Origin of the sequence: Nonomuraea longispora, from assembly GCF_004348345.1 — a bacterium.
GTDB lineage: Bacteria > Actinomycetota > Actinomycetes > Streptosporangiales > Streptosporangiaceae > Nonomuraea > Nonomuraea longispora.
In genome coordinates this window covers 1-11,822 of sequence record NZ_SMJZ01000245.1, presented here as the reverse complement: position 1 = coordinate 11,822, position 11,822 = coordinate 1, and the positions used below count along the sequence as shown (strand labels likewise).

Here is an 11,822-nt window from a genome sequence, read left to right as displayed (position 1 = left end):
GATGGGTGGGCGTGGCCTCCATCAAGTGGCTGGGCGACATCGAGGTCGCGACGAGCGAGCTCCGGACACCGTGGAACACGGTCTTCTATCCCGAGGTCACGACCAACCCGGCCAAGAGCGCTTTCGAGCTCGCCTGGAACGCCCGCCTCCCCGCCGGCGGGCAGCACATCCTGCACGGGCGCTCGTGGTCGGGGCGGGGGCGGATCGCCCGGGTCGAGGTCAGCCTCGACGGCGGGGCGAGCTGGCGCGAGGCCGAGCACCACGGCCGGCACCTGGTCAGCGCCTGGCTGCCGTGGCACATAGCGTGGGCGCCCCGGCACACGGGGCCTCACGTGCTCATGGCGCGCGCCACCGACGCGAGCGGCGTCACCCAGCCCCTGGCCACGCCGCGCCACCCCTTCGGCTACCACTTCGACGCCGTGGTCCGCCATCCCGTCGATGTGGTCACCGGCTGACGGCGTCAGTACAGCAAGCGGAAAACGTTATGTCCTAACGCCCGGGCAACACATCCAGGGGAATTCCAGACAAGCGTTTGGGGACGCCCTCGGGCTGAGGGGCCGATCCTGGCCGGGCTGCTGCTGGAGCACTTCAGCTGGCACTCGGCGTTCCTCGTGAACGTGCCCGTCATGGCGGTCGCGATCGTGGCCGGCTGTTGCTGCTGCCGGAGTCCAGGAACCCGGCGCCCGGCCGGTGGGACGCGATCGCGACGGTGTTGTCGGTGGCGGGCATGGTGGCGCTGGTGTTCGCGGTGAAGGACTTCGGCAAGTACGGCCTCGGCTCCCCCGCAGCCCTGGCGGCGACCGTGGTGGCGACGGTGACGCTGGGCTGGTTCGTGGCGCGGTGCCTGCGCAGGCCCGACCCGCTGCTGGAGATCAGGTTGTTCCGCAGCGGCCCGTTCTCGGCCGGAGTGGTGACCGCGCCGTGCTGGCCGGGTGGGCTGGCCATGACAGGGCTGGGGTTCCTGCTGCTGTTCGCCGCTCCCGCGCCGCTGGCCTACTGGCCGGTCGCGGCCGCCCTGGTGCTCATCGGCATCGGGAACGGCGCCCTCGCGACCGCCTCCTCGGTCATCATGTCGGGCACTCCGGCGGCCAAGGCGGGCAGCGCGGCGGCCATCGAGGAGACGAGTTACGAGATCGGCGGAGCGCTCGGCGTGGCCGTCCTGGGCAGCGTCGCGGCAGCGGTCTACCGGAGCGAGCTGGCGTACACGGGGCCCGGGGGTGAGGGCGTACGCGAGTCCCTCGGTGCGGCGCTCGACGTGGCGCGGGGCCTCGGCGCGGCGGGCGGCCCGCTGGCGGAGCAGGCGCGGGCGGCGTTCACCGAGTCGCTCGTGCTGACCGGCGCCGCCGGAGCGGCGCTGATGCTGGCCGGCACGGTCGCGGTGTGGCTGCTCGCGCCGAGCCGCCTGCGGCCCGGCGGTCCCGCGAGCTCGCGGCCACCCCGGAGAAAGGGACGCGCGACAGCACGCTGAGCAGGTGATGTCACATCTGCGGCGCCCTCTTCTTTCTTATCGGGTGAGAAGGAGGAGGAGAGCTTGTGACGAAGAAGATCGTGGTGGTCGGCGGCGGGCTGGCCGGGCTGGTGGCGGCCATCGTCTGCGCGGAGGCGGGTGCGGAGGTGACGCTGTACGAGGCGCACCGGCGTCTCGGCGGGCGGGGACGGGCGGCGGACGGACCCTACCTGGCACATGACGGTGCCCATGTGTTCTACGCCGACGGCCCGCACTGGACGTGGTTGCGCCGGCGGGGCCTGGTCGGGGCGCTGGGCCGGCCGCCGCTGCGGGACATGCGGCTGGGGTTCGTACGCGATGGCCGGTTGCGGCGGCTGCCGCCGGCCGGTTTCCTGCGCATGATGGCGACGGGCCCGACGACGGCGCCGGTGGACGTGGACTTCCACACCTGGGCCTCCGCCCGGTACGGCGAGGACACGGCAAGAGTGGCCGCCAACGCGATCGCCGTGGTGACCTTCGACGCCGACACGGGCCGTCTGTCGGCCGCGTTCGTGTGGGAGCTGCTGCGCCGGGTGTTCGCCTTCCGCGTACCGGCGGTCCGGTGGGTGGTCGGCGGCTGGCAGGCGGTGATCGACCGGCTCGCCGCCCGCGCCCGCGAACTCGGCGTGCGCGTCGAACTCGGCTCCCGCGTGCACGACCTGCCGGGCGAGCCCACCATCGTGGCGACCGAGCTGTCCTCGGCCCGCAGACTGCTCGGCGACGACGGCCTGCGCTGGCAGAGCGGCAACGGCGTGCTGCTCGACCTCGCCGTACGCTCGGCGCGCGGTGACCGCTTCATCTGCTTCGACCTGGACGGCGGCGGCTTCCACGAGAGCTACTCCCTGCAGGATCCGACGGCCGCTCCCCAGGGGGAGACACTGTTCCAGATCGACATGCCGATCCGGCACGACGAGCCCAGAGCCGAGGCGGCCGGGCGGGTGCGGGCGCTGGCCGACCTGGCGGTGCCGGGCTGGCGCGAGCGCGTCACCTGGCAGCGCTCGGGGGCGGCCAGGCACCGTACGGGAGCGCTCGACCTCCCCGGTCAGACCTGGCGCGACCGCCCGGCGATCGACCGGGGCCACGGCGTGTTCCTGGCGGGCGACATGGTGGCCGCGCCCGGGATGCGGGGCGAGATCTCCGTCAACAGCGCGATCATGGCCGCCGAGGGCGCCCTGCGCGCGCTGCGCCTCACCGACCACGCCGCGCGGTGACGCGGGGGCTCCCGTGACCTGCCGGCCGGCTCCTGCGGCACGGCGTACGGCCACAGCGGCGAGCGTCAGGCCCGGTGGGACTCCGGGCCCGCGACCTGCTCGGCCACCTCGCCGATGCGGGCCAGGCGGACGAGGGCGGGACGGGAGAGCACCTCTCCGATGTCGTGCAGCGCGATGATCAGCTCCTCGACCCCGTCGAGGGGCGTGTCGCGTTCCCTGTTGAGCAGGATGCCGCGGTATTCCTCGGGGGAGACCGCCCCGCCCGGCAGCTCGATCCGGTCGCCCTCGGCGCGGAACAACGCGGGGACGGAGGTGTCGAGCGCCAGGGCGAGCGCGGTCAGCTCGGCCGCCGTGAACGACCGCTGCCCGCGTTCGGCCTGGTGGACGGCCTGCCGGCTCCACGGCCGGTCAAGATAGCGGCCCAGCGCCTCCCCCAGCTCGGTCAGCGATATCCGCCGCTCCGCCCGCAGGCGTGCGATCTGCAGCCCGATGGCCTCCTCGACACGCACCCCATCCCCCACTCCTGTCATCGTGCACGATGACGCCGAAAGCCCTTTATTGACGCGGATGCCGCTCACCGCATAGTGTAAACGTACACATTCCCCCGTCATCACCACGAATGACGCAACTGAGTGAGCTGAGGGGTTCCAGATGCGAGAGATCGGCTTAGAGGTCTTCGGCCCGACCGGCGACTGCGCCGCCATCAGGGTCGCCGGAGAGATCGACGTGTTCACCGCGCCACGGCTGCGCGAGCAGGTGCTCGACCTGGTCGCCAAGAAGGTCGTCCACGTCGTGGTCGATCTGGGCGGCGTGGAGTTCCTCGACTCGACCGGACTCGGGGTGCTCGTGGGGGCGCTCAAACGGCTGCGTACCCAGGAGGGGTCACTGGCCCTCGTGATGGGCACGGATCGCATCGAACGCGTCTTCGCGATCACCGGCCTGACCGCCGTGTTCCCCATCCACGACACCGTCCATGACGCGATCGCGGCCGACGCCCACTGGGTGCGGGCGGTGGAGCGCGGAGGCGAGACCGTCGAGGAGTGGTGCGGCCGGCACGGCCTGGCCTGAACACGGGCGCCGCCCGGAGCGGGTCGGGTTGCGGGGTCAGGGGCGGGAGGCCTCGTCGAGGAGGGTGAGCTCGTCGGCGGTGAGCGTGAGCGACGCGCTCTCCATCAGCGTCTCCAACTGCTCGGCGTTGCGCGCGCTCGCGATCGTCGCCGTGATCGTCGGCTGGGCGGCGACCCAGGCCAGGGCCACCGTGGCCGGTGCGACGTCCCGGTCGGCCGCCACCTTGCCCAGCGCCTCCAGCGTCCTCGGCCCGTGTGCCGTCGCCAGGTATGCGGAGGCCTTCCCCGCCCGGGGACTGTCCACCCGGGCTCCGGGCGCGTACTTGCCGGTCAGGAAGCCGCGCGCCAGCCCGAAGTACGGTGTGCCGGCCAGCCCTTCCCTGCTCACCACGTCTCTCAGCTCGCCCTCGTAGGCACGCTCGACGAGGTTGTACTGCTGCTGCAGAGCCGCGTACCTGGCCAGGCCCTCGGCGTCGGAGATCGCGAGGGCCTCGGCGAGCCGGGCCGCCCCGTAGTTGGACGCACCGATGTGGCGTACCTTGCCCTCGCGGACGAGCGCGTCGAAGGCCGCCAGCGACTCTGCCGGCGGCGTGTCCTGGTCGTCCACGTGCGCCCAGTAGAGGTCGATGTAGTCGGTACGGAGCCGCCGCAGCGAGCCCTCGACCGCCGTGCGGATGGTGGCGGGGGCCAGCCCGCGCAGGCCCTCCAGCATGCCGACCTTGGTGGCGAGCACGATGGACTCGCGGTTGCCGCGGGCGGCCAGCCACTCACCGATGATCATCTCCGAGGTGGACTCGCCGGTCTCCCAGGCAGGGTAGACGTCGGCGGTGTCGATGAAGTTGCCGCCGCCCGCGACGTAGGCGTCCAGGATCGCGAACGAGGTCTCCTTGTCGGCCGTCCAGCCGAACACGTTGGCGCCGAGAGCAAGGGGGAAAACGGACAAATCGGTAGTACCGAGCGATCTCATCCCGCCATTATCCGCACTCGCCCGAGGCGGCTCGCCGCGGCCCCTGTCCTGGCCGTTCAGTGGACACGGTTGACCACGGAGTCGCACACCGCGCGCAGTTCCTCGGCGTCCGGCAGGTGCCGGTCGAGCACCTCCAGCACGGACGACATGTAACGGTCCGCCAGGCAGCGGGCGGCGTCGCGCCCGCCGGCCTCCTCCACGAGGCCGGCGGCATGCCGTAAGGAGTCCTCGTCCATGTCTCCCTCCGTCAGGAGCGCGGACAGCTCGCGCGCGGCGGGGACGCCGGCGGCCAGGGCGACCAGCACCGGCAACGTCTTCTTCTCGCGCCGCAGATCGCTGTACACGGGTTTGCCCGTCACGGCGGGGTCACCCCAGATACCGAGCATGTCGTCCACGATCTGGAAGGCCACCCCGAGATCGCGCCCCATGCCCCACAGGCGGTCCGCGAGCTGGGGCGCACCGCCCAGCGCCACGCCCATGGCCGCGGCGGCGCCCAGCAGGCCGCCGGTCTTGCCCGCGGCCATGTCGGTGTATTCCTCGACCGTGACCTCGTCGGGCCCGCGCCACGGGCGGCTCTCGAAGGCCATGTCGGCCGTCTGCCCCTGGACCAGCTCGACCAGGGCGGCCGACAGGTACGGGATCGCCTCGGGCCTCGCGGCGAGCTGGCCGACGGCGAGGGCCAGGAGGGCGTCGCCGGCGAGCAGGGCGGGCCCCACGCCGTACGCCTTCCAGAGCGCCTCGCGGTGCCTGCGCCACTCGTCGTGGTCGATGATGTCGTCGTGCACCAGCGAGAACGCGTGCACGAGCTCCACCGCCACGGCACCCGGCAGCGCCGACTCCGCCGTTCCTCCGACGGCCTCCGCACTGAGCAGGGCGACGGCCGGCCGCACGGCCTTGCCTCGGTCACCGTTGCCGGGTCTGCCGTCCGCGTCCGACCAGCCCAGGGCGAATCCGGCCATGCCGGCGCCCCACGGATGCAGCACCGAAACGGCCTCCCTGAGGGCCGGCTCGAGTAAGTCCCGGCAGCGGTCCAAGGCGCCGCCCGACGGATGGCTGAGATTCAACAGGTACTCCTACCCCGGTACGATCTTGAACCTACATGCATAAGCATGTGATACTCCACTCATCGGTTGACATTTGTCAGGGAATGTCCATGCCATGAGATGGACACCGTAGGCGATGGAGGAATAACCCGTGGCGATCGACGCCGCTCCCACCCGAACGCTCCCATTCCTCCGAAAACTCACCAGGCATGCTCGCATCCCGGTGAACGCGTTCGAAGAGGCGGGTACCCAGGCCAACGGGGATCTCGTCCGGTTGCACATGGGACCGTTCCGCCCGTACCTGGTGACCCACCCTGACCACGTCCAGCACGTGCTCGCCAGGAACCAGCCGAACTACGTGCGCGAAGGCATGTTCTGGGACCCGCTGGCGCCGCTGCTGGGCGAGGGCATCCTGTCCGACGGCGACAGCTGGGCGGAGAGCCGGCGCATCCTCCAGCCGCTGTTCACGGCCAAGTACGTCAACTCGCTGGCCGAGCGCATGGCCGAGATCATCACCGAGCTGATCGACGAGACCGTGGTCCCCGGCCGGCCCTTCGACGTGGCCAAGGGCGTGTCCGCCATCGTGCACCCGACGATCGTGCGGCTGTTCTTCGGCGCCAAGATCTCCGTGGCCGACATCAACCGGCTGGTGCCCGCGTACGACGTCGCCGTCACCGCCAAGGCCATCCGGCTGGTGATGCCGTTCGTGCCGGACCAGTTCCCCATGCCCGGCGACCAGCCGTTCAAGAAGGCGATCAAGGCCATCGACGAGGTCGTCTACCCGCGCATCAGGCAGGCGAGGATGACGGACGGGGAGGGCGACGACGTCGTCTCGCGCCTGGTCAAGGCCAGGGAGGACATCGCGGGAGCCGAGGGAGAGCGGCGCATCAGGGACGACCTGGTCGCCATGCACGGCGCCTCGACGGAGACCTCCGCAACCGCGCTGACCTGGGCCTGGCCGGTGCTGCAGGCATATCCGCAGGTCGCGGCCAAGCTCTACGAGGAGGTCGAGCGGGTGGTCGGCGACGACCCCGTGACCACCTCCCACCTGCCCGACCTGGTCTACCTCAGGATGTTCGTCCAGGAGCTGCTGCGCCTCTATCCGCCGGGCTGGATCCTGCCGCGCAAGGCACTCCAAAAGGACGTCGTCGGCGGGGTGACGGTCGAGGCCGGCTCCACCGTCATGCTGAGCCCGTATCTGACGCACCGCCTGCCCCGCTTCTGGGACCGTCCGCTGGAGTTCGACCCCGAGCGGTTCGCGCCCGGCGAGGAGCGCTCGCACCGCTACGCGTACTGGCCGTTCGGCGCGGGCCCCCACGTGTGCCTGGGCCAGCACCTGTTCATGATGGAGGCGCCCCTGCTGATCGCGGGGATCCTGCGCAAGTACCGGCCCGTGGTGCACCACGACGGCCCGGTGACCCCGCGCCTGGCGTCCTCGCTGCGGCCCGTCGCCGGCCTGTCGATGACGCTGGTGCCGGTGGAACGGCGATGAGCTCTTTCGACATCGGGCGGACGTGCGCCCTCGCGGTCGCGGGCGGCCGGGACCTGGCCCGCACCGCGGCGCGGTACGACGGGCTCTTCCCCGAGACGTCCTTCGACTCCGGGCTTTACAGCTCGCTGGCGCTGGCGGGCGCGTTCGGCTCGCCCTGGGCCACGGTCGCCCAGCTGCGCGCGATCAACCGCGCCTCGCTGCTGGTGTTCGCCGTCGACCGACTGATCGACGAGGAGGCGACGTCCCAGGAGGAGGTCGCCGCCCTCGTCGGCGAGTGCCTGGCCGCGGGGCGCGGCGCCGCCCCCGCCTCGGCGGCCGCGGCGTTCGTCTCCGACCTGCGGGCGGAGCTGGCCGCGCCCTTCGAGCTGGAGGCCGCCTGGCTGGACCAGCTCGCGCGCACGCTCGGCGCGATGGCCCGCGAATGGGACTGGAACCGGCCGGACCATGCGCCCGGCATGGAGGAGTACCTGGCCAACGCCGACAGCACCGGAGCGTTCTTCATCGGCCTGACGCACTGGATCCACACCGGCGTGGCCGAGTCCCCCGGCGACCTGGACCGGCTGCGGCCGGCCGGCGACGTGGTGCAGCGCTATCTGCGCCTGCTCAACGACCTGGCCACTCGGCACAGGGAGGCGGGCTTCGGCGACCTCAACGCGTTCACGCTGGGCATGAGCCCCGGCGAGGCCCACGAGCGGATTTGTGCCCTGGCCGGCGAGGCCGCCGAGCTGATCGAGCCGCTGCACGCCGCGCATCCGCGCGCAGCCGAGTACCTGACCTGGCAACTCCACTACAGCGCCGGCTTCTACGGGCTGTCTGACTTCTGGGCTCCGGAGGCCGCGTGATCGACGTACATCGGCAGGCCGGCGAGCTGGTCGCCGAACTCATGGCCAAGCCCTGGGGCCAGGTGTCCCCCTCGGTCTACGAGACGGGCAGGATGGTGACGCTCGCGCCTTGGCTGGTCGGTCAGGAGGAGCGGGTGGCGTACCTGCTGGGCGAGCAGCGCGGCGACGGCTCCTGGGGCGCGCCCGACGGCTACGGCCTGGTGCCCACCCTGAGCGCCACGGAGGCGCTGCTGTCGGCCGCCGCGCGCGGCGACGGCGATCCCGGCGTTCTCGTGCCGGCCGCGCGCGCCGGGCTGGAGGCCGTGCGCCCGGCGCTCCAGGATCCGCCCGAGCTGCCCGACACGCCGGCGATCGAGCTGATCGTGCCGCACCTCGTCTCGCTCGTCAACGACCACGGCTGCGCCGAGCCGCTGCCGCTGCCGAGCGGCATGGACGGCCACCGCCTCGACATGGTCAGGCACCTGCTGGAGTCGGGCGGCGAGCCGCCGCAGAAGCTCCTGCACGTCCTGGAGGTCGCGGGGACGGCCGCCTCGCGGTCCGGCGCCGTGCGCCCCACGGCCATCGGCACGATCGGCGCGTCCCCCGCGGCGACGGCCGCCTGGCTGGACGCCCTCGCCCCGCCCGACTCGGCCGACTCCGCCAGGCGGCATCTGGAGGCCGTGGCCCGGCGGTACGGCGGGCCCGTCCCCGTCGGCCTGCCGATCACCGTCTTCGAACGCGGCTGGGTGCTGAGCTGGCTGGTACGGGCGGGCGTGCCGGTGGAGGTGCCGCCGGAGATGACGGCGGACCTCAGGGCGGCCATCGGCCCGGACGGCACGCCGGCCGGGGCCGGGTTACCGGCCGACGCCGACACCACGAGCGTCGCGCTCTACGCGCTGTCCCTGCTCGGGATGCCGGTCGAGCCGCGGCCGCTGGCGACGTTCGACACCGGCGCGCACTTCTGCACCTGGCGGAACGAGGACGGCTTCTCGGTCAGCGTGAACGCTCATGTGCTGGACGCGTACGGTCAGTACGCGCGCGCCAGGCCCGCGACGGCCGGCGCGTACGCCCCGGTGATGACGCGCGTGGCCCGCTGGCTGGCCGGGCGGCAGGAGTCCGACGGGAGCTGGCGCGATAGGTGGCACGCCTCGCCGTATTACGCGACACTGAGTTGCGTGCTGGCATTGGGCGAGTTCGGCGGGCCCGCGTACACCGAAGCAGTCCGGGCGGCCCGGGAATGGGTGGTGTCCACGCAGCGCGACGACGGGTCGTGGGGGCGCTGGGCGGGGATGCCGGAGGAGACCGCGTACGCCGTGCAGACGCTCCTGCTCTCCGGGCCGGAGCCGGACGAGCGGTGCGTGGCGGCCGCCGCGCTTGGCGACGCCTTCCTCAGCCGAATGGGCGATTTTGCGGATTATCCGCCATTATGGCATGACAAGGACCTTTACACGCCGACTGCAATTGTACGGGCGGCGGTTCTGGCGGCCCGGCATGTAGCACAGAGGCACGCCGAAGGAGAAAATAGAGGGAGAAACAGGACATAGCGACCTTAAAGCGCTCTTTCGTGTTGAGGGAGCATTGGTGCGTTGCTAGGGTGACCCGAGTGTCAGATTCCTGGGATGCCCATTTCTTTTCCTTGACATGGCACGCTGACCGCGCTGCTTTCTGTATGGGTGGGCTCGATGCGCTTCCGTAACGCCAGTGTCCGGACAAAGGTCACGGCCCTCATCGTGTCGCTCACGTGTTTGTGGGCGTTCGCCGCTTGGGTCACCCTGCGAGAGGGTGTCAACCTGCTCTGGGCCGCCACGGTCAACAGCGGTGTGATCGACCCGAGCGAGCCGCTCCTGATCGAACTGCAGCGCGAGCGCCGGCTGACCATCGCCCGCCTGGGCGCGCGGGACCGCGACCCCGACAAGTCGCTACGCGACCAGCGGGCCAGGACCGACGCCCTGCGCACCGACTTCGAGGTCGCCGCCGAGGGCACCACGGTCAATTTCGCCATGGACACGACGCTCCGCGCGCGCCTCGACGAGGTCAGGGGCCAGCTCGGCAAGCTGGCGGCCACCAGGAAGTCGATCGACTCGGGCAAGGCCGACCTGTCGCAGGCCGCGCTGCAGTACAACACCGTCATCGACTCCTTCTACCGCATGTACGACTCGGTGGCGGAGTTCGACGACAAGGTGATCGCCGAGGACGGCCGGACGCTGAACGAGATGCACCGCTCGCGGGAGATGTTCGCCCGCGAGGACGCGCTCCTGGCCGGCGTCTTCGCCAAGGGTGGCTTCACCAAGACCGAGCACGCCGAGTTCGTCAAGACCGCGGGCGTCTTCCGCTACACGCTCAACGAGGCGCTGCAGAAACTTCCCGCCGAGGAGCAGGACGCCTTCGAGGCGTGGCTCAAGACCGCGCCCGTCGTCCGGGTGCAGACCATGGAGCAGCAGCTCATCCGGCATGAGGCGACTCTGGAGCCGCTGCCCGTGAGCGGCGAGGACTGGCAGAAATCCGCCGAGGCGACGCTGTCCAGCATGCAGACCGTGACGCTCGCCGGCGGTGACCGGCTCCTGGAGCGCATCACGCCCGTCGCGGTCGGCGTCATCGTCCGCCTCGTGCTCGCCGGCGGTCTGGGCCTGCTCGCCGTCATCGCGTCCATCGTGTTGTCGATCACCACGACCAGGCAGCTGCTCGCCCAGCTCAAGAAGCTGCGCGACGCCGCTCACGAGCTGTCGGACGAGCGGCTGCCCGGCGTCGTCGAGCGCATCGGCCGCGGCGAGGAGGTCGACCTCGCCAGGGAGGTCCCGGCGCTCGACTTCGGTGACGACGAGATCGGCCAGGTGGGCCAGGCGTTCAACACCGTCCAGCGCACCGCCGTCAGCGTCGCCGCCGAGCAGGCGGAGCTGCGCCGCAGCATCCGTGACATCCTGCTCAGCCTGGCCCGCAGGACACAGGGCCTGGTGCACCGGCAGCTCACCGTGCTCGACGTGATGGAGCGGCGCGAGACCGACCCCGAGGAGCTGAAGGAGCTCTTCCGGCTCGACCACCTCGCCATCCGCATGCGGCGCAACGCGGAGAACCTCATCGTGCTCTCCGGCTCATCCCCCGCCCGTACGTGGCGGCGCTCCGTCCCGATGGTCGACGTGGTCCGAGGCGCGCTGGCGGAGGTCGAAGACTACACCCGCGTCACGCTCATGCCGATGGGCGACGTCGTGCTCATCGGCCGCGCCGTCGGTGACGTCATCCACCTGCTGGCCGAGCTGATCGAGAACGCCGTGTCGTTCTCGCCCCCCTACACCAGCGTGCAGGTCAGCGGCCAGCTCGTGGCCAACGGCTACGTGATCGAGATCGAGGACCGCGGGCTCGGCATGAAGACGGAGGACCTGGAGTCCGCCAACGAGCGCATCGCCGACCCGCCCGAGTTCCGCATCACCGGCACCGCCCGGCTGGGCCTCTACGTGGTCAGCCAGCTCGCCAAGCGACACGACATCCAGGTGGTGCTCAAGGCGTCACCGTACGGCGGGACGACGGTCGTGGTGCTGCTGCCGCAGGAGCTCGTCCAGCTCGACCCCACGCCCGAGCCCCAGCAGAACGGCGGCCGCGAGCGGCTGCCGCGCAGGGCGAGCGCCGTGGCCACCGCGACCAGGCCCGCCGTCGGCGAGAACGTGCGCACGCTCAAGTCGGCGCGGCGCGCCGCCGCCCCGGCGCCTCCCCCCGTCTCCGCCCCGGCGCGGACCCCTGCTC

General features: G+C 71.6%; 11 protein-coding genes. 8 read left to right on the top strand and 3 right to left on the bottom strand.

Features of this window, described 5'->3' with window-relative positions:
* From E1267_RS38875 to E1267_RS38865, 3 genes are all read left to right on the top strand, one after another.
* A partial coding sequence (locus E1267_RS38875) for a molybdopterin-binding protein (RefSeq protein ID WP_484213948.1) occupies positions 1-455 on the top strand: 455 nt, incomplete at its 5' end.
* A gap of 197 nt (positions 456-652) precedes the next feature.
* Positions 653-1,468 (top strand): MFS transporter, encoded by an 816-nt coding sequence (locus E1267_RS38870; protein WP_181957899.1) that lies wholly within the window; start codon positions 653-655, stop codon positions 1,466-1,468.
* Positions 1,469-1,533: 65 nt separating this feature from the next.
* Positions 1,534-2,697, top strand: a complete 1,164-nt coding sequence (locus tag E1267_RS38865; protein ID WP_132340505.1) for an NAD(P)-binding protein — start codon at positions 1,534-1,536, stop codon at positions 2,695-2,697.
* A 65-nt stretch (positions 2,698-2,762) separates the two neighbouring features.
* Here E1267_RS38865 and E1267_RS38860 read toward each other — a convergent pair whose 3' ends face one another.
* Entirely contained in the window at positions 2,763-3,206 is a 444-nt protein-coding gene (locus E1267_RS38860) for a helix-turn-helix domain-containing protein (RefSeq protein WP_138206365.1), read from the bottom strand.
* A gap of 142 nt (positions 3,207-3,348) precedes the next feature.
* On the opposite strand from E1267_RS38860, the gene E1267_RS38855 reads away from it, so the two are divergent.
* Positions 3,349-3,765 carry an STAS domain-containing protein gene (locus tag E1267_RS38855; RefSeq protein ID WP_132340501.1) on the top strand — a complete coding sequence of 139 codons (417 nt, stop codon included), beginning with the start codon at positions 3,349-3,351 and terminating at the stop codon, positions 3,763-3,765.
* 36 nt (positions 3,766-3,801) lie between these two features.
* Here the strand turns inward: E1267_RS38855 and E1267_RS38850 are convergent, their stop codons facing one another.
* Together E1267_RS38850 and E1267_RS38845 are read right to left on the bottom strand one after the other, a co-directional pair.
* Positions 3,802-4,731 carry an aldo/keto reductase gene (locus tag E1267_RS38850; RefSeq protein ID WP_132340499.1) on the bottom strand — a complete coding sequence of 310 codons (930 nt, stop codon included), beginning with the start codon at positions 4,729-4,731 and terminating at the stop codon, positions 3,802-3,804.
* A 56-nt stretch (positions 4,732-4,787) separates the two neighbouring features.
* Entirely contained in the window at positions 4,788-5,714 is a 927-nt protein-coding gene (locus E1267_RS38845; RefSeq protein WP_246064542.1) for a polyprenyl synthetase family protein, read from the bottom strand.
* A gap of 283 nt (positions 5,715-5,997) precedes the next feature.
* On the opposite strand from E1267_RS38845, the gene E1267_RS38840 reads away from it, so the two are divergent.
* The 4 genes from E1267_RS38840 to E1267_RS38825 form a co-directional block, all read left to right on the top strand.
* Entirely contained in the window at positions 5,998-7,266 is a 1,269-nt protein-coding gene (locus tag E1267_RS38840) for a cytochrome P450 (protein ID WP_165960042.1), read from the top strand.
* The gene (locus tag E1267_RS38835; protein WP_132340496.1) at positions 7,263-8,108 is read left to right on the top strand and encodes a terpene synthase family protein; all 846 of its coding nucleotides are present in this window, start codon (positions 7,263-7,265) and stop codon (positions 8,106-8,108) included. Before E1267_RS38840 ends, E1267_RS38835 begins: the two co-directional genes overlap by 4 nt.
* Complete coding sequence (locus E1267_RS38830) at positions 8,105-9,631, top strand: prenyltransferase/squalene oxidase repeat-containing protein (protein ID WP_246064540.1); 1,527 nt, start codon at positions 8,105-8,107, stop codon at positions 9,629-9,631. The genes E1267_RS38835 and E1267_RS38830 overlap by 4 nt, the downstream gene beginning before the upstream one ends.
* A 186-nt stretch (positions 9,632-9,817) precedes the next feature.
* A partial coding sequence (locus tag E1267_RS38825; RefSeq protein ID WP_165960041.1) for a sensor histidine kinase occupies positions 9,818-11,822 on the top strand: 2,005 nt, incomplete at its 3' end.